General features: G+C 34.2%; 23 protein-coding genes and 1 pseudogene. 18 read left to right on the top strand and 6 right to left on the bottom strand.

The window, feature by feature from the left end; all coding sequences use genetic code 11:
- Positions 1-2: 2 nt before the first annotated feature.
- The 3 genes from R6X41_RS10470 to R6X41_RS10465 all read left to right on the top strand — a co-directional run bounded on the left by R6X41_RS10470 (position 3) and on the right by R6X41_RS10465 (position 1,979).
- On the top strand, positions 3-1,211 hold the full coding sequence (locus R6X41_RS10470; protein WP_318500025.1) for a M56 family metallopeptidase: 1,209 nt from the start codon (positions 3-5) through the stop codon (positions 1,209-1,211).
- On the top strand, positions 1,212-1,334 hold the full coding sequence (locus R6X41_RS19795) for an energy transducer TonB (RefSeq protein WP_412176266.1): 123 nt from the start codon (positions 1,212-1,214) through the stop codon (positions 1,332-1,334).
- A gap of 168 nt (positions 1,335-1,502) precedes the next feature.
- Positions 1,503-1,979, top strand: a complete 477-nt coding sequence (locus R6X41_RS10465) for a hypothetical protein (RefSeq protein ID WP_318500023.1) — start codon at positions 1,503-1,505, stop codon at positions 1,977-1,979.
- Between the two features lie 6 nt (positions 1,980-1,985).
- Here R6X41_RS10465 and R6X41_RS10460 read toward each other — a convergent pair whose 3' ends face one another.
- Positions 1,986-3,116: a glycosyltransferase family 2 protein gene (locus R6X41_RS10460; protein WP_318500021.1), complete on the bottom strand. Its 1,131-nt coding sequence runs from the start codon at positions 3,114-3,116 to the stop codon at positions 1,986-1,988.
- Between the two features lie 4 nt (positions 3,117-3,120).
- Positions 3,121-3,879, bottom strand: coding sequence for a hypothetical protein (locus R6X41_RS10455; RefSeq protein ID WP_412176265.1), 759 nt, complete (start codon positions 3,877-3,879; stop codon positions 3,121-3,123).
- 231 nt (positions 3,880-4,110) lie between these two features.
- Here R6X41_RS10455 and R6X41_RS10450 point away from each other — a divergent pair, with 231 nt between their 5' ends.
- The 7 genes from R6X41_RS10450 (at position 4,111) to R6X41_RS10420 (ending at position 9,064) form a co-directional block, all read left to right on the top strand.
- Positions 4,111-4,755, top strand: coding sequence for a cell envelope biogenesis protein OmpA (locus R6X41_RS10450; RefSeq protein ID WP_318500017.1), 645 nt, complete (start codon positions 4,111-4,113; stop codon positions 4,753-4,755).
- Positions 4,755-5,348, top strand: coding sequence for a crossover junction endodeoxyribonuclease RuvC (ruvC, locus tag R6X41_RS10445; RefSeq protein ID WP_318500015.1), 594 nt, complete (start codon positions 4,755-4,757; stop codon positions 5,346-5,348). Before R6X41_RS10450 ends, ruvC begins: the two co-directional genes overlap by 1 nt.
- A complete protein-coding gene (gene hemW / locus R6X41_RS10440) occupies positions 5,345-6,511 on the top strand; it encodes a radical SAM family heme chaperone HemW (protein ID WP_318500013.1) in 1,167 nt (388 codons plus the stop codon). The genes ruvC and hemW overlap by 4 nt, the downstream gene beginning before the upstream one ends.
- 13 nt (positions 6,512-6,524) lie before the next feature.
- Entirely contained in the window at positions 6,525-7,280 is a 756-nt protein-coding gene (locus R6X41_RS10435) for a cyclase family protein (RefSeq protein ID WP_318500011.1), read from the top strand.
- A gap of 70 nt (positions 7,281-7,350) precedes the next feature.
- Positions 7,351-7,713 carry a DUF4260 domain-containing protein gene (locus R6X41_RS10430; protein ID WP_318500009.1) on the top strand — a complete coding sequence of 121 codons (363 nt, stop codon included), beginning with the start codon at positions 7,351-7,353 and terminating at the stop codon, positions 7,711-7,713.
- On the top strand, positions 7,713-8,072 hold the full coding sequence (locus tag R6X41_RS10425; RefSeq protein WP_318500193.1) for an MmcQ/YjbR family DNA-binding protein: 360 nt from the start codon (positions 7,713-7,715) through the stop codon (positions 8,070-8,072). The genes R6X41_RS10430 and R6X41_RS10425 overlap by 1 nt, the downstream gene beginning before the upstream one ends.
- A 158-nt stretch (positions 8,073-8,230) precedes the next feature.
- The gene (locus tag R6X41_RS10420; RefSeq protein WP_318500007.1) at positions 8,231-9,064 is read left to right on the top strand and encodes a hypothetical protein; all 834 of its coding nucleotides are present in this window, start codon (positions 8,231-8,233) and stop codon (positions 9,062-9,064) included.
- 10 nt (positions 9,065-9,074) lie between these two features.
- Here R6X41_RS10420 and R6X41_RS10415 read toward each other — a convergent pair whose 3' ends face one another.
- On the bottom strand, positions 9,075-9,917 hold the full coding sequence (locus R6X41_RS10415) for an AraC family transcriptional regulator (RefSeq protein ID WP_318500005.1): 843 nt from the start codon (positions 9,915-9,917) through the stop codon (positions 9,075-9,077).
- Positions 9,918-10,072: 155 nt separating this feature from the next.
- Between R6X41_RS10415 and R6X41_RS10410 the strand changes: the two genes are divergently transcribed.
- From R6X41_RS10410 to R6X41_RS10380, 8 genes are all read left to right on the top strand, one after another.
- Positions 10,073-10,999 (top strand): dihydrodipicolinate synthase family protein, encoded by a 927-nt coding sequence (locus R6X41_RS10410; protein WP_318500003.1) that lies wholly within the window; start codon positions 10,073-10,075, stop codon positions 10,997-10,999.
- A 162-nt stretch (positions 11,000-11,161) separates the two neighbouring features.
- Positions 11,162-11,272, top strand: a complete 111-nt coding sequence (locus tag R6X41_RS19790; RefSeq protein ID WP_412176264.1) for a DUF1272 domain-containing protein — start codon at positions 11,162-11,164, stop codon at positions 11,270-11,272.
- Between the two features lie 162 nt (positions 11,273-11,434).
- A complete protein-coding gene (locus tag R6X41_RS10405) occupies positions 11,435-13,015 on the top strand; it encodes an aldehyde dehydrogenase (NADP(+)) (protein ID WP_318500001.1) in 1,581 nt (526 codons plus the stop codon).
- A 3-nt stretch (positions 13,016-13,018) separates the two neighbouring features.
- A complete protein-coding gene (locus R6X41_RS10400; RefSeq protein ID WP_318500000.1) occupies positions 13,019-14,026 on the top strand; it encodes a 4-hydroxyproline epimerase in 1,008 nt (335 codons plus the stop codon).
- A 42-nt stretch (positions 14,027-14,068) separates the two neighbouring features.
- Complete coding sequence (locus R6X41_RS10395) at positions 14,069-15,316, top strand: NAD(P)/FAD-dependent oxidoreductase (protein ID WP_318500191.1); 1,248 nt, start codon at positions 14,069-14,071, stop codon at positions 15,314-15,316.
- 2 nt (positions 15,317-15,318) lie between these two features.
- Positions 15,319-16,614, top strand: a complete 1,296-nt coding sequence (locus R6X41_RS10390; protein ID WP_318499998.1) for a Xaa-Pro aminopeptidase — start codon at positions 15,319-15,321, stop codon at positions 16,612-16,614.
- A gap of 4 nt (positions 16,615-16,618) precedes the next feature.
- Entirely contained in the window at positions 16,619-17,839 is a 1,221-nt protein-coding gene (locus R6X41_RS10385; protein ID WP_318499996.1) for a M24 family metallopeptidase, read from the top strand.
- Positions 17,840-17,997: 158 nt separating this feature from the next.
- Entirely contained in the window at positions 17,998-18,576 is a 579-nt protein-coding gene (locus R6X41_RS10380; protein ID WP_318499994.1) for a PhnA domain-containing protein, read from the top strand.
- 158 nt (positions 18,577-18,734) lie between these two features.
- Here the strand turns inward: R6X41_RS10380 and lhpI are convergent, their stop codons facing one another.
- The 3 genes and pseudogenes from lhpI to R6X41_RS10365 all read right to left on the bottom strand — a co-directional run.
- The gene (lhpI, locus tag R6X41_RS10375; protein WP_318499992.1) at positions 18,735-19,700 is read right to left on the bottom strand and encodes a bifunctional Delta(1)-pyrroline-2-carboxylate/Delta(1)-piperideine-2-carboxylate reductase; all 966 of its coding nucleotides are present in this window, start codon (positions 19,698-19,700) and stop codon (positions 18,735-18,737) included.
- A gap of 96 nt (positions 19,701-19,796) precedes the next feature.
- A complete protein-coding gene (locus R6X41_RS10370) occupies positions 19,797-20,897 on the bottom strand; it encodes a DUF4407 domain-containing protein (protein ID WP_318499990.1) in 1,101 nt (366 codons plus the stop codon).
- Positions 20,898-20,994: 97 nt separating this feature from the next.
- Positions 20,995-21,101: pseudogene (locus tag R6X41_RS10365) on the bottom strand (IS1595 family transposase); the annotation flags it as partial.

Here is a 21,101-nt window from a genome sequence, read left to right as displayed (position 1 = left end):
TTATGTTACACTATATTCTACAAGTCATAGCGTTTCAGTTGTTCTTTATAATGGTTTACGATCTGTTTTTAAAGCGTGAAACTTTTTTTAATTGGAACCGGTTTTACTTATTGTTTACGCCAATAGCGGCGTTTGTATTACCATTAATTCAAATTGAAGCCTTTAAAAATATATTACCACAACAGTATATTATTCAGTTGCCAGCCGTGATTTTAAATCCAGATTCAGCCGCTGTAGAGACTCGGTTATTATCAACGATTTATCTTAAAAACAGTCATTCGTTATGGTCTCTAGAATTCATATTATATTTAGGAATTGGCGTCGCAGCATTTATATTTCTGATAAAGATATTCAGGCTCCTGAGAACGATATTTAATAGTGAAAAGCAAACATTAAACGGACTTACAATAATTACGATTAAAAACAGTTCGGCAGCTTTTTCATTTTTCAATTATGTATTTCTAGGCGACTCGATACATTCAGAAAATTATAACACCATTTTAGCCCACGAATGTGTTCATAAAAGTCAGAAACATAGTGCAGATTTATTGTTTTTTGAAGCACTTCGGATTCTGTTTTGGTTTAATCCGTTAGTGTATATGTACCAGAATAGAATGGTTACACTTCACGAATATATTGCAGATGCTTTAGTGGTTAAGCAACAAGATAAAGTGACCTACTATCAGAATTTGCTGAGTCAAGTTTTCGATGTCAATCATATTTCATTCATCAATCCATTTTTTAAACAATCATTAATCAAAAAACGAATCATTATGTTAACAAAAACGAAATCAAAACAAATCAATTTATTTAAGTATGCTTTGCTCATTCCTATGGTTTTAGCCATGATATTGTACACGTCTTGTGATAAGACAACGGAAGAATCTAATTCAACTGATATTAACAAAATTATCGAGGACAACCCAGATGTGAATATACTAGTTGAGGAAGTAGATTCCATTGTGGCAGTCGATGTAGAAGTGCCTTATGCCTCCGTAGAGCAAATACCAGTATTTCCTGGGTGTGAAGACCTAAGCTCTGAAGAACAAAAAAAATGTATGGCAACAAAAATTTCAGAATTTGTAGGCAAACATTTTAATACCGATATCGGTAAAGATGAAGATATTAAAGGTATGCAGCGCATAAATACCATTTTCAAAATAAATAAAAACGGAGATGTTGTTGATGTTAGCGCAAGAGCAGAACATTAAATATTTAAAAACGAAGCTATTCGTGTGCTAAGTTTATTGCCAAAAATGCAACCTGGAACACAAAAAGGAAAGGCGGTTACAGTGCCTTATTATTTACCTATTGTATTTAAAATTCAGGAATAAGAATTCTAGGATTATATCAGAAAAAACCGAAGCTAATCCCTTCGGTTTTTTAGTTTTTAAGGGTTTTAATACTAAATACCATCTACTTTAATCAATTTCAATTAAGAATTAGACCTTAAAAAGTGTTAAATACTAAAAATATTGTATTTTCGATTTTCATCTTAAACTATGAAGCATTTCGTATTTATTCTTGCATTACTGTTAATCTGCGCTTGCGACGATTTAAAGGTGAAAAAAACATCTACTGAAGCCATTTTAAATGAAGAATTACAATCGTTTAAATGGAATGAAGTCGACGAATATCCAACCTTTTCTACCTGTGAAACCTCAGGCTCGCAGCAAGACCGCAAATTGTGTTTCGAACAGACATTATCCACTACAATTTTAAATCATTTAGAAGCCGAACGTATTATTGTAAATCAGGATGTTTTAGATACGATTCTTATCCGGTTTAAAATTTCGGATGCTGGCGATTTGAGTCTACTGAATTTTAAAGTCGATTCCCTTACTCAAGCCGAGATTCCAAACATTAAATCTTTAATAACGTCTAGTTTAGACAGTCTACCAACTATCGAACCTGCTATAAAACGCGGTCAGAAAGTGAATTCAGAATTCACACTTCCTATAATTATAAAAGTAAATTAAAATAGACTATTTCTCAAACACGCGATCTTTCCAAGTATAAGTCGTAAATAAAGAAGAAATGGCTACATACGTGCAAAACACTGGGTATAAAACAGCTACTAAGGGATACCATTTTAAGGGTTTTTTCTGATTGAAAAATGAAGCACTTTTATAAATTAGTATGAAATCAATTGTAAATTTAACCAAGCATATACTAATCAAGACGTAAGTCGGAAAATCTTCGAAAGAACTAAAAATAAACAGAATTAAAAGTAGTGCATTCATACTTAAAACCAAGAGCCCAGTAATTTGGCTAAATCTATTTGTATAGGCTTTTGTTTTCGAAGCCCAACGTTTACGCTGACTAATTAAATCGGATACTGTAGGTTGCGCATGCGTGTAAATTACAGCATCTTCAGATTTTAAATACTGAACACCTTCGGGATGTTTTTTACTGATTTTCTCTAATAGAAAAATATCGTCGCCACTCGCGATGGTATCGTTTTCTGAAAACCCATTTACATTGTAAAATGCTTCTTTTTTGTATCCCAAATTTGCACCATTACATAAAAAGGGTGATTTAATTCCAAATCCGCCCAACGTTGCACCTTGTAAACTCATCACATCAAACCACTGGAAAATATTTAGAAAATTAGAGGTTGTAAAATAGGTGATGGGAGCTACTATAAACTGACATGTTTTATTCTGTTGAATAAAGCTGTTAAAAGTTATTAACCATGTTTTAGGAAGTGCGCAATCGGCATCGGTAGTTAAAATCCATTCGAATTTAGATTGTGAAATCGCTAAGCTAATCGCATCTTTCTTTGGGGAGTTTGATACTCGATTATTTTGAAGCAGCTTTATTTGAAAATGCTCATGAGATTTTATGAAATCGGAAACCAGAGCTTCAGAATTATCTTCAGAACTATCATTTATGAAAAGAATTTCAAAATGATTTTTTGTGTAATTTAATTTCGAAATCGACTGTAATAATTCAGGTAAATGTATAGCTTCATTTCGAAATGGAATAATAATAGAAAACTCAGTTTTCTCAGAATGGTTTTTAGTTTTAAACTTCGGAAGTTTATGAAAACCCCAACATAAACTCCCGATTAAAATGGTGTAAATGACTAAAATTGAAAAACTAAAAAGCATCATGAGTTTACGATTTAGGACCTTTAAAAGTCATAACAAAATAACTTCCGAAAAGGGTTGGAAGAACCACGTTAAATAGCCACATAATTGTGATACAGCTTAATACAATGGCTCCGTTTATATTGAAAAATGAAAATAAATACACAGCGATACTGCCTTTTAAAACCACATCAAAAACAAAAATACTTGGCAGAATAGAGGCTAAAAGATACATGCTAGAAATTACCATCATGGCATTTAAGTAACTTATATCGGTATGAAATAATTGAAGTAAGATATAAAATTGAAACGAAAAAGTAAGATAGCGAATCAATGAAAATAATAATGTTTTTCCAAATAAGTTGACTGAAATAGAAGATAGAAAAAGTTTAATTTTTAAAATCCAAGTTTCAGGTTTTGCATAGTTTTTTATCAAAAAAACGAAACCAATACAAGTTAAACCAAAAATTAAATATTGATACCAATGCAACGTTTTAAAATCAATATTTAGAGGGAATTTAGAAGTCAAAAAAATCAATCCAATACTTCCAAAGAATGTTGTGATTAACATTTGAGCTGCATTCCCAACGCCGTTTAAACCCATTATTCTAGCTCTGTTATGTGGAGGAAAATACAATGCTTTTGCTCCGTAATCTCCAATTCTGTTCGGTGTGAAAACAGAGGCCGTATGAGCTCCTAATGTTTGTTCTGTTGCACGTTTTAAAGATATATTTTTAACTGTATGTACTAAATATTTCCATTTTAAAATTTCTAAAAACCAATTCAAAAACGATAAAAAAGTAATAATAATCAGAGATTTAATAGAAATTATACCGCTAGAACTTAAAATATTCCAAAATTTAGATGTCGATAAATGTGTGTTATGTGCTAGTTTCGAGTAGATAAAGTAAAAACTAAAGACAATTATACTTATCTTGACCAGATAAATTAAGTTTGGATTCGATTTATAAATAAGTGCCTTGGCGTACATAGTGCAAATTAAACCTTTTATTGTAAGATGTCTTCTAAATTAAAACAACAAAAATACATTTCTGCTGTAGTTATTTTTTTATTCCTTTTTTCTCTTAACGGGTTCGCTCAAATAGATGAAGATGTTTTAAGATTTGAAATGAGTTTTGGGGGTAATCACGCTTTAGAAAGTGGGTTTTCTGAAGGTTATTCCGGAAATAGTGTTAACATTCCAACTCTAAATATAGGTGCACAATATATGTTTACCAATAATATTGGCGCTAAACTAGACTTAGGTTTTAATCGTATAAAGGGGTCTGAAGATGATTTTAAAATTAATTATACCCGAGTAAATGCTCAAGGAGTTTACGATTATTCTAGTATTTTAGGTGTTGAAGAAAAAAAACCATTGAAACTTCAAGTTCATGCAGGGCCTGGTTTTTCATTTGTTAGGCCGTTAGGCGGGTTAAATAATGTTGATCAAAATTATTTTAACGCCATGATTGGTACCAATATACTATATGCGTTAAATAGAAATTCGAGTGTTTTTTTTGATGTCTCTTATATTCACGGCTTTACAAAGCCGGAAACCTATTCTCCTCTTTCGGAAGGATTGGGTGCTTTTAATGGCAGTATGATTACCTTTACCATTGGCATTTCGCTATCTTTGAGCGGATGTTATTATTGTAATTAATGAGTAAAGAACGTATTATTTTAGGGATAGATCCCGGAACCACAATTATGGGGTTCGGACTGATTAAAGTTGTGGGGAAAACCATGTCTTTTTTGCAGTTGAATGAATTAGATTTAAAAAAATACGACGATCATTATTTAAAATTAAAACTCATTTTTGAACGTACTATCGAGCTTATAGAAACCCATCATCCAGACGAAATAGCAATTGAAGCACCATTCTTTGGAAAAAATGTACAAAGTATGTTGAAGCTAGGTCGTGCGCAAGGTGTAGCTATGGCTGCGGGCTTATCTCGCGAAATTCCTATTACAGAATATGCTCCTAAAAAAATAAAGATGGCAATTACCGGAAATGGTAATGCGAGTAAAGAACAAGTTGCTAAAATGCTTCAGAGTTTATTGGGGTTGAAAACACTTCCAAAGAATCTAGATGCGACAGATGGTCTTGCTGCAGCTGTGTGTCATTTTTATAATGAAGGTAGAGTCGAAGTTGGTAAAAGTTATACCGGTTGGGATGCTTTTGTGAAACAAAATGAAAAGCGAGTAACGGCTCCTAAAGTTATAAAAACTGGAGTAAAAGGAATTAAAAAATGATACTAAATACAGATTCTAATCGCACAGAATTAGTAGATGGCGTTGGCATTTATATTCATATTCCGTTTTGTAAGCAAGCGTGTTTTTATTGCGATTTTCATTTTTCGACTTCTTTAAAAAAGAAAGATGAATTAATCGATGCTTTAATTTTAGAATTAGAGTTGAGAAAAACGGAGTTTGAAAACGATATTGTGGCGACCATTTATTTTGGTGGCGGCACTCCGAGTTTATTATCGTTGGCAGAAATTCAAAGGATTTTAAATGCTGTATACGCTAATTACAAGGTTATTGAAAACCCTGAAATTACGTTAGAAGCCAATCCTGATGATTTATCGGAAATGAAAATTTTAGAGTTGGCCGAAAGTAAAATTAACCGCTTAAGCATAGGTGTTCAATCTTTTTTTGAAGCCGATTTGAAACTGATGAATCGCGCACATAATTCTACAGAAGCAAAACACTGTTTAACACTCGCAACACAGCATTTCGATAATATCTCTGTCGATTTAATTTATGGTATTCCCGGAGCATCTCATGAGCAATGGCAGGAAAATATTCAAACGGTCTTAGATTTCAATATTCCGCATATATCCAGTTATGCCTTAACAGTCGAACCCAAAACAGCTTTGGATTCCCTAATTAAAAAAGGCAAAATTGCAGATGTCGATGAAGTACATGCAGAAACTCAGTTTCATATGTTAATCGATACATTAACAGCTGCCAATTTTCAGCATTATGAGTTATCTAATTTTGGTAAAACGGAATATTTTAGTATTAATAATTCAGCCTATTGGAAAGGCAAAAAATATATTGGTATTGGGCCTTCAGCACATTCGTTTAGTGGGGATTCGCGTAGTTGGAATATCGCAAATAATTCAAAATATATAAAATCAATTCAATCTAAAACATTACCCAGCGAAGTCGAAATATTATCGGTTAACGATAAATATAACGAATATGTTATGACCGGTTTGCGTACCATTTGGGGTGTGTCTTTACAGACTGTAGAAACCGTGTTTGGTTCCGAATTTAAATCTTATCTTTTAGTCCAATCAGATAAATATTTAAAAGAAGAATTGTTGTATATTGAAAGTGATAACCTTAAAGTTACCACAAAAGGAAAGTTTTTAAGTGATGGCATTGCGTCCCATCTTTTTAAGATTTAAAATAGTATTTATTATGATTGCAAGCATACAAACAAATTCTAAAAAGTATCAAATAGATCTTACCAAACCCATAGATATTTCCATTCCGTTAAGCGCTTCGAGTACAAATGTTTCTGCTTGGTATGTAGATCCGCCTAAAATAGATGCACTTAAAGATAGCGATGGATTTTCTGCACGTGTTTCGGAAGGAGCGGCATTCAACTTCAACAGTATTTCATTTAGTCCGCATGCACATGGTACACATACCGAATGTGTGGGATATGTTACTCATGATTTCAATTCGGTGAATAAAAATTTAAAACAGTTTTTCTTTTTAGCAGAAGTCATTACGGTAGCTGTCGAAAAACTTGGAGATGATTTGGTGATTTCTAAAAAGCAGCTTCAGTTTGCTTTGGGAAATAAAAAACGAAAAGCAGTTATTATTAGAACAATCCCAAATACATTAGAAAAACTAAGTAAGCAATATGCGCATACCAATCCGCCATACATACTTGAGGATGCCGCTACATATTTACGGGAGAAAGGCGTAGAGCATTTGTTGGTAGATTTGCCGAGTATAGATAAGGAAAAAGACGATGGTGAATTGCTGGCACATCATGCTTTTTGGAATACAAAAGGAGAGATTAGAAAACATGCAACGATAACAGAATTTATCTATGTGCAAAATTTTGTGCAAGACGGGACTTATTTTTTAAATCTGCAAATAGCACCTTTCGAAAATGATGCAACACCAAGTAAACCTGTTTTATATGAGCTGATTACATCTTAGCTTTTTGTGGTTTTGTTTTTTAAGATTGTATATCTTTATAGGTATAAATTTAATAAAAACAGAAAGCTTCATGAAAACGTTATTAAAACTAGAAGAAGTCGCAATGCTTGCCTTATCTATTTTACTATTCAGTCAATTGTCTTTTGCTTGGTGGTGGTTTCTAGTATTGTTTTTTCTGCCGGATGCAGGCTTTGTTGGCTATGTGTTTAGTAATAAAATTGGTGCATTACTGTATAATATTTTACACCATAAAGGCGTAGCTGTTATGTTTTATGTTGTTGGTACCTTTTATAATATCGAAGGTTTACAATTAGCAGGAATCGTAATGTTTGGGCATGCTGCTTTCGACCGTGTTTTCGATTATGGTTTAAAATATAACGACAGTTTTCATAACACACATTTAGGATATATAGGTAAATCTAAAGACTTATGATTAACATAGAACAACTTCACGACTATTGTTTAAAAAATAAAGGAGTAACCGAAACATTTCCGTTCGATAATGATACTTTGGTTTTAAAAGTGTTGGGGAAAATGTTTCTGCTTACATCTTTAAAAGGTTGGGAAGAAGGTAAGCCTTCAGTCAATTTAAAATGCGATCCTGTAGAAGCTGAAAATCTTCGAGAAAATTACGATAGTATTTTACCCGGATATCATATGAGTAAAAAACATTGGAATACTCTAAAATTAAACCAAGGTGATTTACAACTACCTTTAGTTTTAAAACTTGTAGATCATTCTTATGATTTGGTTGTCAAAGGCTTGCCTAAAAAGTTAAGAGATACCTTGTGATGATGATAAGTATTTGTTAATCAGCATGGTGTTCTTATTTTTTTTTGCTAAATTAGATTAGTTTTCTCCCACTTAGAACTAAAATTAATAGAATTAAAATCGACTTAATACAAGTAGGTTTTAGAAAATCTTGTTATTAATTTTAATTCTATCTCGTTATGAAATCTTTCCAACAGCTAATTGCTTTATTTCTTTTATTCTATTTCTGTTCATTAAACACCTATGGTCAAAAAGCGTCCAGAGATGGTGTTCCAAAATATGTTACTGTTTCATATCAATATTGGGATTTAGAGGAATCCGATTTAGATCTGAATACTTGGAAAATGGGTGAACAAGAATACTTCGATAAAGTTACTAGTAAGAATGAATACATAAGATCGTCTACTTACTATCTGCACCGTTTTTCCGACGATAGCAGCGAAATTCTTTTGGTGCAATCATTTAATTCTTGGGAAGATATAGATAAATCTGCAAATAGAAATTCGGCTTTAGAAATTGAAGCTTGGCCAAATAAAGAGGAACGACTTGTGTTTTTAAAGAAAATGTCTTCTTTTTTTCAGTTATATCATTCCGATGAAATTTATGCCTCGTTACCTCAAATTAAACCGTTAACAGAATTTGCTACCCCAGAAAAGGAGTTGTTACTATATGTAAGACGGAGTCATTTTTCTAAAAACGGTAATGGTCCAGATGCTGAATTTGAATCGCTTCAGAAATTATACCTAGACAAAATTTTCAAAAAAAACGAATATATAAAAGGGTATTATGCCAATGTGCATGCGTGGGGTTCGGACAAAACAGAATTCATTGAAGCGTTTTATGTAAGATCGTATGCGGATTTAGATCAGATGTTTATTAAAAATGATGAACTATTAGCCAAAGCATGGGAAAACCAATCGGATAAATTACGCATGGACAAACGTTATGCTAGCTATTTCACAGGTAAACACGGCGATTTTATTTATGTTGCTGTTCCAGAATTTTCTAAATAATCCAAAACAATTACGAGTGTTTTTTATAAATAGAAGGAATACATTTTTTTACGTTCTTAAACTGTCTATTAAAATTCGAGATGTTTTTAAAACCCGAACGATAGGCAATTTCGGAAATAGATAAATCGTTGTCTTTAAGAATAAGTCTGCACGCATGCTCGATACGTAATTCGTTTAAAAACTGAAAATAGGTTTTGTTAGTCCGTTTTTTAAAGTATTTACAAAATGCATTTTTGGTCATTACCGCAACTTCAGAAATGGTTTCTAAAGTGATTTCTTGACTAAAATGTGTCATAGTATATTCAAAAACATCACGCATTCGTTTTCCTTCATTATCGGTGTAAGTTTTGTCGTATATAAAAGAAGATAAACTTTCAAAAGATGCAACAGACGTTGTTTGAAGCAATCTTAATAAGATAATAAAGCATTCTAATTTTGTATTCTGTCTCAGTTTAAAAAACAAAGCAGAAATATGTTCTTTGTTCGATGTTACTTTAAAACCTTGTGCTGCACGTTTAAAGAATGTTTCTAATTCTTCAAGCTCAATTAAATCAAAAAAGTGAGTTCCAAAAGATTGTCTTGTAAAAAACAAGGTGAGCATATGCGACGGTTTATCTGTGTTTTCGTCGCTTTTAAAAACGTGAGGTAAATTACTACCAATAATTAAAATATCGCCAGTTGCATAATGGTTTATGGTGTCTCCAACTATTAAAGAGCCTTCTCCAGAGACAATTAAACTCAGCTGAATTTCTTCATGTTGATGAAGTTTATCATAAAAAATTAAATCTAAATCATCCTGAAAAACAAGTGCGTTTTGTTGTGGTTTAGGTATTTTAAAAGGTAAAACTTTCATATGCAAATTTCTTTTTCATGGTAAAATTACGCAAATAATATTCTATAATAATTTAAAAATTCATTAAATGGATAGTTTTATACTAACTGTGGATAATTACAATCAATATAAAATCCAATTTCCTAAGTAGCTTTGTTTTAACTAAAAACAGCATTATGAGTATTCAATGGAAAGGTATCATGCCAGCAGTAACGACAAAATTCACCAAAAACGATGAATTAGATTTTAAAATGTTCGAAGTAAACATTAAAGCCCAACTCGATGCGGGTGTAAATGGTATTGTACTTGGTGGAACTTTAGGAGAGGCGAGCACTTTGCTAGACGAAGAAAAACGCGCGTTAACCAGAACAACTGTAGATATTGTTAAAGGACAAGTGCCTGTTTTTATAAATATTGCAGAACAAAGTACAAGACAAGCGATTTTAGCCGCACAAAAAGCAGAAATAGATGGAGCAGAAGGACTTATGATGTTGCCTCCTATGCGTTACAAAGCCGGAGATGCAGAAACTGTAGAGTATTATAAAGCTGTAGCAAATAACACGTCTTTACCAATAATGGTGTATAATAATCCTGTAGATTATAAGATTGAAGTTACGCTAGATATGTTCGAAGAAATGCTAGTTTGCGATAACATTCAAGCCGTAAAGGAGTCTACTCGAGACACTACAAATATTACGAGAATTAAAAATCGTTTTGGAGACCGATTAAAAATCATGACGGGAGTCGATACCATTGGACTAGAAAGTCTATTATTGGGTGCAGAAGGCTGGGTTGCTGGCTTAGTTTGTGCATTTCCAAAAGAAACAGTCGCGATTTACGAACTTCAAAAAGCAGGTCGAATTCAAGAAGCTCTGGCTATTTACCGTTGGTTTATGCCCTTGTTAGAGTTGGATATTAGTCCTAAATTAGTGCAAAACATAAAATTGGCAGAAGTCGCTACGGGTATCGGTACAGAATATGTGCGTTTACCTCGTATTCCTTTACAGGGCGCAGAACGTAAGCATGTTTTAAACGTGTTGGAAACCGCGTTACAAACCAGGCCAACGTTGCCAGACTATAAAAATTTAGACGTTTTAGTGTAATATTTGGGTGTTACCCTATCGGGTCAGGCTTTCGGCACTCGCTTTTTTTATGGCTGATAAGGCCATAAAAAAGAGCTCAAACAAAGCCTCTATCCTTAACACAACAAGCATCTCGATTAAAAAAGTATTACCGATTAGATATAAATTAAGGATGTAATATTTATGCTAGATATACGCTCAACATGCGAAAATTATAACAAATCATTGCTTTTCGATTCTCGAGAGGCAATGATTTGTGCGTTTGAGTGTGTACCTATTGTACGACTTGTGTAACCAATATTATTCAAGATATTTGTCAAAATCACGAATGTAGATTAGATAAACATCCTATCCGTTCTAAGTATCTACTAGAAAAACATCAAAAACTTTTAAATCAAAAACGTTCAGATTAATAGCCATTGAATACCTATGCTTAACGTTTCAAAACATAATAAAATGATTACAGGAAAAAATTACATTGGCAATACGCCATCCGCTAGCGGAAAAAAAACATACACAACCTTTAATCCGCAAACGAATACTGAAAATGAAGAGGTCTTTACAGAAGCGACTTCAGAAGAAATAGATAAAGCTGTCGCTTTAGCTACCGAAGCCTTTAAAAGTTTATCAAAAACATCGGGAAAAGCAAAAGCTGAATTTCTAAATGCTATAGCCGATGAAATTTTAGCACTAGACACTTTAGTCGAAACCTATTGTAAAGAATCTGGATTGCCGGAAGGACGTGCTAAGGGAGAACGTGGTAGAACGGTTGGACAACTTAGAGCCTTTGCCAATTTGGTAGTAGAAGGATCTTGGGTAGATGCCACTATAGATACTGCACAGCCAGATCGTGAGCCTATGGCAAAACCAGATATTCGTAAAATGTATATTGGTTTAGGACCAGTTGTAGTATTTGGTGCGAGTAATTTCCCTTTAGCCTATTCTACAGCTGGTGGAGATACAGCAGCAGCACTTGCAGCCGGATGTCCTGTGATTGTAAAATCACATCCAATGCATGCCGGAACAGGAGAACTTGTAGCTTCTGCGATTATAAAAGCAGCAAAGAAAACCAATATGCCAGACGGTGTGTTTTCAAACATAAATAGTAGTGGTATTGAAGTTGGTCAGCAATTGGTTAAACATGCAGGAGTTAAAGCTGTTGGGTTTACCGGGAGTATCCGTGGTGGCCGTGCTTTATACGACTTAGCAGCAGAACGTGACGAACCAATTCCTGTGTTTGCAGAAATGGGAAGTGTAAATCCTGTTGTGATTCTTCCGAAAGCATTATCAGAAAAAGGTACAGATTGGGCGAAAACTTATGCAGGTTCAATAACACTAGGAACGGGACAATTCTGTACAAATCCCGGATTATTATTAGCTGTAAAAGGAAAAGATTTAGATGGGTTTATAAATGTCTTATCTCAAGAGATTGTAAAAATAGAACCGTCTTGTATGTTACATCCTAACATTAAAAGTGCCTATTCTAAAAATAAAGAACGTGCTTTAGAGCAATCTGGGGTTACAGTTTCTGCAAATTATAAAGATGTTGTAAAACCAAATTATGCACAACAAGCAGTAGTTACTGTAGATGGACAAACATTTTTAGAGAACACCACCTTACATCAAGAAGTGTTTGGACCATTTTCTATGGTTGTACAATGCGAGAGTATGGAGCAATTAGAAATCATTTTATATAAACTAGAAGGACAATTAACAGGGACATTAATCGCTACAGATACTGAAACCGATGCTAACCCAGGAGTCGTAAGCGCTTTACAAAACCGTGTAGGACGTATTATTTTTAATGGTGTACCAACAGGTGTAGAGGTTTGTCCGTCTATGGTTCATGGAGGACCTTATCCGTCGTCTACAGATAGTCGTTTTACAGCCGTAGGGACACAATCTATAAAACGTTGGGTTAGACCATTTAGTTATCAAGATTGGCCAAATCATTTATTGCCTACTGCGTTACAGAACGCTAATCCAGAAGGCCTTTTAAGGTTAGTAAATAACAAACACACTAGAGATAGTATTTAGCGTATGCCAAGAAAAACCTTTTTTTGTGTAGATGCACATACTTGCGGAAATCCTGTGAGAGTTGTTGCTGGTGGTGGCCCTAATTTAGTAGGGAATACCATGAGCGAAAAACGGCAGCATTTTTTAAAAGAATTCGATTGGATTCGTAAGGGGTTAATGTTTGAACCTCGCGGACACGATATGATGAGTGGAAGTATATTGTTCCCGCCACATCATCTCGATCATGATTTTTCTGTTTTATTTATAGAAACATCTGGATGTTTGCCTATGTGTGGTCATGGAACTATAGGTACCATTACAATTGCAATAGAAGAAGGTTTAATTATACCTAAAATACCAGGTAAAGTCCTTATGGAAGCACCTGCAGGATTGGTGAAAATTGAATATAAACAAACCGATAAAAAAGTAGAATGGGTAAAGTTAACCAATGTAAAAAGTTATTTAGCAGCCCAAGATTTAACGGTAGATTGTCCCGAGTTAGGTGAAATTACATTTGATGTCGCTTACGGTGGAAATTACTATGCAATCGTAGATCCTCAAGAAAATTTTGCAGGAGTTCATGAGTTTTCTGCGAGTAAAATTATCCAATATTCACAAGGTTTAAGGCAGCGCATTAACGAAAAATATCCAGATTTGTTTATTCATCCAGAGAACAATACTATTCGAGATGTGTCTCATGTATTATGGACAGGACATCCAATAGATCCGACATCGTCAGGACGGAATGCCGTGTTTTATGGTGATAAAGCCATCGATCGATCTCCATGCGGAACAGGAACTTCTGCACGGATGGCACAATTGTATGCTAAAGGAAAATTGAAAATGGGTAAAGACTTTATTCATGAAAGTTTTATAGGTAGTAAATTTATTGGTCGTGTGGAAGAAGAAACTACGCTCGATGGGAAATTGGCTATCGTACCAAGTATTCAAGGTTGGGCTAAAGTGTATGGCTATAATACGATTATAATTGATGATGACGATCCGTATGCACACGGATTTCAAGTTATTTAGATCAAAAAAACAGGAAGTTTAAATTAATATAAAAGTGGAAAAATCTTGAAAAATTGCATCATTATCGGTGGAGGAATTATCGGTTTAAGCACGGCTTATTACTTATTAAAAGAAGGACATCAAGTTACAGTTATCGATAAATCCGATATTACGACAGGTGCATCGTTTGTTAATGCAGGATATATTACGCCAAGTCATTTTATTCCGTTAGCTGCTCCTGGTATGCTCTCAAAAGGCATAAAATGGATGCTAAATTCGTCAAGTCCGTTTTATGTAAAACCACGATTAGATAAGGATTTTTTACAATGGAGTTGGGCGTTTCATAAATCAGCTACAGCTTCAAAAGTAGAGAAAGCAATTCCAGTGCTTAAAGATATTAATGTATTCGGAAGAGATTTATATGAATCTTTAAAGACTTCAAACGAATTTAACTTTCATTACGATCGTAAAGGGCTTTTAATGTATTACAAAACGGAAGTTGCTGGAGAAGAAGAACGGGAAGTAGGCGAGCGCGGAATTAAAGAAGGATTAAACGTAAAATACTTATCGAAAACTGAAGTTAAACACTACGAACCTCATGTAGATTTAGATATTGCAGGCGCTGTATATTATGAAAGTGATGCCCATATGACACCAAGTGAGTTTATGACAAATATGTATGGTTATTTAAAGTCGCAAGGAGTTACATTTTATACCAATGAAACGGTTGAAGACATCTCTGTTGATAATAAAAATATTTCAGAAATTATAACAGATAAACGTCGTCTGAAAGCAGATGAGTTTGTTTTAGCAGCGGGATCTTGGAGCCCGTTGTTGACTAAAAAACTAGGACTTAAGATTCCGGTTCAAGGCGGAAAAGGGTATCGTATTAATGTAGAACGCTCAACAGGAATTCAAATGCCTGCAATATTGGTAGAGGCAAAAGTGGCGGTAACACCTATGCATGGATTTACACGCTTTGCTGGAACGATGGAGTTGGGTGGTCTCAATCTTAATATTAATACCAAGAGAGTGCAAGCCATTGCAAATGCAGCAGCAACATATTATAAAGACTTTAATATTAATGCTGAAGAAATAGCAGCAGCCGATTGTGGTCTACGACCATGTACACCCGATGGTTTGCCATATATAGGGAAATCTAAAAAGTGTAACAACTTAACAATTGCTACTGGTCATGCCATGATGGGGTGGAGCTTAGGCCCGGCGACAGGAAAGTTAGTCTCAGAACTGATTTCAGATAAAAAAATAACATTAAATTTGGATGCTTTTCATCCAGATAGAACATTTTAAATATGAGATATAAACAGATTTCAAATTCACTTTTTATAAATAATAGAACACGTTTTACAACTAAAATGGAGCAAAATACCATTGCCATTTTAACGTCTAACGATGTAAAACATAACAATGCAGACGATATGATGGGGTTCACCCAAAATAACGATCTGTTTTATCTTTCAGGAATAGATCAGGCGGAGACTATTTTAGTCTTGTTTCCAGAAGCTGTTAAGCCAGAAAATAGAGCTATTCTTTTTGTTACAGAAACATCTGAACAAATTAAAATTTGGGATGGTGATAAATTAACTAAGGAACAAGCGTCACAAATTTCGGGAATAGAGCGCGTAGAATGGGTTCATGATTTTGAGAAATTACTTCAGCTTATGGCGTTTGAAGCCGATGGGTTTTACTTAGGTCATAACGAACATGTTAAACGTATAACTCTTAATCAGCAAACACAACAAGATCGCATGATTTTGTGGATAAAAGAAAAATATCCATTACACGATTTACATCGTGTAGCAAAACTAACTCGCGATTTACGACCTGTAAAATCTGAAGAAGAAATAAATCTAATGCAACAAGCTGCAGATATTAGTGTAGAGAGTTTTAAACGCGCATTACGAGCTACCAAACCGGGGATCATGGAATATGAAATCGAGGCAGAACATATATATCACTTAACGAAGTCAGGAGGTTTGCGCCATGCGTTTAAACCTATTATCGCTTCGGGAAAAAATGCATGTGCTTTGCATTACAATACCAATGACGATGTATGCAAAGATGGCGATATGATTCTTATGGATTTTGGCGTGTGTTATGCTAATTATAATAGCGATACCACAAGGTGTTTTCCTGTAAATGGTGAATTTTCAGAACGTCAGAGAGCCGTGTATTCTGCTGTTTTGCATTGCTTAAAAGAAGGCGCTAAATTATTGAAAGCTGGTACTGTGTCTGCCGTTTATGAAAAACAAATGGGTAAATTGGTAGAAGGGCAATTGATAAAGATAGGTTTATTAGATGCTGAAGCCGTTGCTAATCAAGATCCTGAAAAACCGTTGTTTAAGAAATATTACATGCACAATTCTGCGCACCATATAGGTTTAGATGTGCATGATGTAGGTTTGTACTCTCGACCGTTTGAAGTTGGGATGGTACTGACTTGTGAACCTGGAATTTATATTCCAGAAGAAGGTATTGGTTGTCGTTTAGAGAACGATTATTTAATTACTGAAGATGGTAATCGTAACTTAACAGAAGCGATGCCAATAGAAATAGAAGACATTGAATTAATAATGAAAAACAACTAATTAGATGATAACATTAGGATTAGGCGGTTCAACAATTGAAGCCGAATTAGCAGCAATACAGCCCAAAGCACATGTAGTACAACCCATAAAAAACGATGCTTTTCCAGAGCGCATAAAGCGTGCTTTAGAAATAATGGCTACCGAAAACGTGGCGGCTGTATATTTACATGCTGGTACAAATTTGTTTTATTTTACGGGTACAAAATGGCATGCTAGCGAACGTATGGTTGGTGCTTTATTATTAGCCGATGGAACAATTCATTATATCGCACCGCATTTTGAAGAAGGTACAATTTTAGACTTTATGGAATTTGAAGGCCCTATTCATGGTTGGGAAGAGCATGAAAGTCCGTTTGAGTTATTGGTTTCTGTTTTAAAGGAAAATGGAATTACTGAAGGTAATATTGCTATGGACGAAGTGACTCCGTTTTTTATTATAGACGGGGTTTTAAATTGTCAATCAGATTATAAATTAGTCAATGCAAAACCGGTTACTGCAGGTTGTCGTATGATAAAATCTGATGATGAAATTGCAATCATGCAAACCGCAATGGATATCACCATGGAAATTCATAAAGCTGTAGCACGTATTCTAAAGCCAGGAATTGCTGCCCAAACGGTAGTCGATTTTATTCATGAAGCGCATAAACGTTACGGCGCTCCAGATGGGTCTTACTTTTGTATCGTGTTATTTGGTCTAGACACGTCATTTCCGCATGGTGTTAAAAATCCGAAGGATTTAGAAGATAACGATGTGGTGTTAATAGATACAGGTTGTATGCTTCATGATTATATTTCAGATATTACAAGAACATATATTTACGGAGATATCACAGACGAACAGCGTACGATTTGGAACTTAGAACGCGAAGCACAATTTTCAGCTTTTAAAGCGGCTCAATTAGGGCAAACATGCGGATCTATAGATGTTGCTGTTAGAAAAACATTAGAAGTAAACGGTTTAGGTCCAGATTATAAATTACCGGGATTACCACATAGAACGGGTCACGGGATTGGTTTAGATATTCACGAATGGCCGTTCTTAGTAAAAACGGATGAGACTGTTTTAGAGAAAGGTATTTGTGTTAGTATTGAGCCTATGTTAGTAGTTCCAAATAAATTTGGTATTCGTTTAGAAGATCATATTTATATGACGGCATCTGGGCCAAAATGGTTTACAGAGCCTGCTCATACAATTGAAGATCCATTTGGTTTATCAAAATAAAGTTGTTGGTTAGAAAGTGTGATTAAAAAACGGTATTAAAGGTGTGACTTTAATGCCGTTTTTTTTCGTAATAAATAAAATATTGATTCAAATCAAGAAAATTCACTTGTTGCAGTTTGTTTTTAACCGTATTTTCGCAATTCTAAAAAAATAAAATCATGAGTGTATTACAAACTTTGGAAGATCGTAGTAATAAAAGTTGCGAGCTTTGTACTTCAAAAGAACAATTAAAACAGTATACTATTCCGCCATCATTAAACGAAAGTGTCGACAATAGTGTGTTGGTTTGTAATACGTGTTTTGAGCAAATAGAAGGTAATGAAGACATGGATGTTAACCATTGGCGTTGTTTAAACGATAGCATGTGGAACGAAAATGTTGCCGTACAAATTATGTCTTGGAGACTATTGCAACGTTTACGTGGCGAAGGTTGGCCAAAAGATTTAATAGATCTGATGTATCTGGATGATGAGGCTATGGCTTTAGCGCGTGCAACAGGAGAGCATGAAGACGAAAGTGCTAAAATTATTCATCGCGATGTGAATGGCGTTGTTCTTGAAACAGGAGATTCTGTAGTGTTAGTGAAAGATTTAAAAGTAAAAGGATCTAGTATGGTTGCTAAGCAAGGAACTGCTGTTAGAAACATCCGTTTAGATCATGAAAATGCTGAGTATATTGAAGGTAAGGTTGGGAGCCAACAAATTGTGATTATTACAAAATATGTGAAGAAATTGTAAGTTATACAATTCTTTAAATACGATATAAAAACGGGCTGTAATTCTAAACTATAGTCCGTTTTTTATTATAAGTTGTTGTTTCGATAGAGCGAAGAACGCGTTTAGGGAAATTTTAGAATAATGAAATTCCTCTTCGTACCTCATCTGGAATACCGATATTATGCCTGAGTGCTAGTGTATTTATCGAAATAATAGGTTGCGGCTATTAAGTCTTCCAGTGCATGACCAACCGATTTAAAAAGTGTGATTTCGGAATCTGTTTTACGTCCAGTTTTTAGTTGGCCACATAACTCGAATAAATCGGCTTGAATGTCGTCTTCTTTAAGAATTCCGGTAGTAAGCGGAATAAGTATGTCACCACTTTCTTTTAAGCCGCCTTGATAGGTGTCTATATATACAGACGCTTTTAAAATTGCTTCATCGTCCGCTTCACGCATATCTTTTTTATAGGCCCCAACCAAATCAATATGTTGTCCAGCTTTTAAATACTTTCCGAAAACAAGCGGTATTTTAGATAAGGTTGCTGAAGAAATAATATCGACTTTACTAATTTTTTCCTCAATGGTTTTTACAGGCTCAATAGTAAATTGTGTATTTGTAAACTGTTCGCAAATGGCCTTTGCCTTATTATAATCACGTCCGTAAACATATACTTTTTTAATAGGTCGAATACTAGCATGAGCTTCAATTAAATTGGTTGATAATGCTCCCGTTCCGATCATTAATAAAGATTCTGAATCTTCTCGAGATAAAAATGAAGACGCTAATGCAGACGCCGCAGCTGTCCGTTTTACCGTTAAACTTTTAGCTTCTAAGATGGCTTTTAATTGTCCCGTTACCGCATCAAGATATACATAAGTACCTTGAATTGCAGGTAAGTTGTATTTGCTATTTTCAGGACTAACGGTTGCAATTTTTACTCCTGCACATTGCCCAGGATGCCAAGCCGGCATTAATAATAATGTCGAGTCAGATTCTGATTTCGGATTAGGGAAATCATGATGATGACGCATAGGAACTAAAAAGTCGTTGGAAGAGAATCCTACTTTTAGAGCTGTAACTAGAGTTTTAAAATTGGTTGATTCTTCAATAAAATCGGAATCGATTAAAGCTGTGTTTTTCATAACTTAAAACTAATGAATATCTCGAAACGAAAATAATTTATACCCAAAATGGTTAATATTATACGACACACGGATAATTATCAACAAAAAAACGATCTATAAAAAAGTCTTCTGTTTTTTATAGAATGCATCGGCTTGGAATTGCATGAGTTCGCGAGCCTTTTTCTTTTTATAGTGATAGAATTCATCTTCCTCTCCAATATCTGTATAGATTTTATCATTTATAGAAGCATCTGTGTTTACCATGAGTTGTCGTTCATAAATGCGTTGTTCTACTAAAGATTTTATAGCCGTTTCTTCATCTTCTAATTTATAATCGTATTCGCCTTTCTGAGACAGTAATTTTGAAAAAATAGGAGCTGTTTCTATCGCTAAAAACAATAGGAATATAAAAAAAGAAGGCAACCATGATAATGTGCCTAAGGCGGTAACACGTGCCATAAGGCCTCCAAAATTATCAATTATGGGTTGTGTATTGCTCACTTGTGTATCGTAATCGGTTTTTAATTGGGCAATTTGAGATTCTATTGCAGCTATTTTTTCGGTATTAACAGTCCTTAAATTTTGTAATTCAGATAATGCAGTATCGTGTTTGTCTCGTTTTTCCTTGTAAACAGGTCCTTTTCCTAATTTGTTAGTTCCGGATGTGCCTTCGGCTTCTGTAATATAGGTGTTATATAGTGCATCGACTTCTGTGGTTTTGGTGTCTGTTTCCGATTTTAATGCTTCTATTTTCGAATTTAAGACTTCAATATTTGGGTTGAATTGGTTCGCTATTTGACTTTGATTTGCAAGCGTTAAGTCGTTTTTTTGTTCTAATAACACCTGATTAATTTCCTTTTCGAATATTTTTAATTCTAAGGGTTTAGAAATGACAACGGCTATTATTAAGGCTAATATTAACCGCGGAATAACTTGTAGAAATTCATCTAGAAAGGATGCTCTCTTTTTTAATGTGGAGACAATAAATCGATCTAAATTAAAAATAAGGAGTCCCCAAATAACACCAAATACAATGGCTGAAATAAGATTGTCGAATACCATTTGAAGTGCAAAACCAGCTGCAATACTAGCCATAAGAGCTGTGAAAAATACAGTTGCTCCTATACCAGCATATTTGTTTTGTTCGCCGTTGGAACAGGTTTTTAAAATCGTCTGGTCTGCTCCAGAGCAAAGAATGAAGAATTGTTTTAACATGATGATTGATTTGATTGATGATTACTATTAGAACGCTACTTTATATTAAATGTTACACTTTCTTGTGTAAAATATTTAAGATTATAGAGGTCAGTAGTTAGTTACTTATTAATTTAGTTTGATATATTTTATCTCTATCGACCATTTTTGTTATTAAGTTATTGAATATTGTGTTCTTACTTTGCGAACGATTTATTCTAAAAC

It is taken from the genome of Formosa sejongensis (assembly GCF_033447105.1).
Taxonomy (GTDB): domain Bacteria; phylum Bacteroidota; class Bacteroidia; order Flavobacteriales; family Flavobacteriaceae; genus Formosa.
Note: the sequence above shows the minus strand (reverse complement) of the source record. Positions and strands in the feature narration are given on the sequence as shown.

Coding starts and splice junctions, on each gene's coding strand:
- R6X41_RS10420 (WP_318500007.1), top strand. CDS start 8,231: ATGAAATCTTTCCAACAGCTAATTGCTTTATTTCTTTTATTCTATTTC.
- R6X41_RS10435 (WP_318500011.1), top strand. CDS start 6,525: ATGATTGCAAGCATACAAACAAATTCTAAAAAGTATCAAATAGATCTT.
- R6X41_RS10465 (WP_318500023.1), top strand. CDS start 1,503: ATGAAGCATTTCGTATTTATTCTTGCATTACTGTTAATCTGCGCTTGC.
- hemW (WP_318500013.1), top strand. CDS start 5,345: ATGATACTAAATACAGATTCTAATCGCACAGAATTAGTAGATGGCGTT.
- R6X41_RS10410 (WP_318500003.1), top strand. CDS start 10,073: ATGAGTATTCAATGGAAAGGTATCATGCCAGCAGTAACGACAAAATTC.
- R6X41_RS10400 (WP_318500000.1), top strand. CDS start 13,019: ATGCCAAGAAAAACCTTTTTTTGTGTAGATGCACATACTTGCGGAAAT.
- R6X41_RS10415 (WP_318500005.1), bottom strand. CDS start 9,917: ATGAAAGTTTTACCTTTTAAAATACCTAAACCACAACAAAACGCACTT.
- R6X41_RS10450 (WP_318500017.1), top strand. CDS start 4,111: ATGTCTTCTAAATTAAAACAACAAAAATACATTTCTGCTGTAGTTATT.
- R6X41_RS10390 (WP_318499998.1), top strand. CDS start 15,319: ATGAGATATAAACAGATTTCAAATTCACTTTTTATAAATAATAGAACA.
- ruvC (WP_318500015.1), top strand. CDS start 4,755: ATGAGTAAAGAACGTATTATTTTAGGGATAGATCCCGGAACCACAATT.
- R6X41_RS10470 (WP_318500025.1), top strand. CDS start 3: ATGTTACACTATATTCTACAAGTCATAGCGTTTCAGTTGTTCTTTATA.
- R6X41_RS10370 (WP_318499990.1), bottom strand. CDS start 20,897: ATGTTAAAACAATTCTTCATTCTTTGCTCTGGAGCAGACCAGACGATT.
- lhpI (WP_318499992.1), bottom strand. CDS start 19,700: ATGAAAAACACAGCTTTAATCGATTCCGATTTTATTGAAGAATCAACC.
- R6X41_RS10430 (WP_318500009.1), top strand. CDS start 7,351: ATGAAAACGTTATTAAAACTAGAAGAAGTCGCAATGCTTGCCTTATCT.
- R6X41_RS19790 (WP_412176264.1), top strand. CDS start 11,162: ATGCTAGATATACGCTCAACATGCGAAAATTATAACAAATCATTGCTT.
- R6X41_RS10405 (WP_318500001.1), top strand. CDS start 11,435: ATGATTACAGGAAAAAATTACATTGGCAATACGCCATCCGCTAGCGGA.
- R6X41_RS10385 (WP_318499996.1), top strand. CDS start 16,619: ATGATAACATTAGGATTAGGCGGTTCAACAATTGAAGCCGAATTAGCA.
- R6X41_RS10380 (WP_318499994.1), top strand. CDS start 17,998: ATGAGTGTATTACAAACTTTGGAAGATCGTAGTAATAAAAGTTGCGAG.
- R6X41_RS10460 (WP_318500021.1), bottom strand. CDS start 3,116: ATGATGCTTTTTAGTTTTTCAATTTTAGTCATTTACACCATTTTAATC.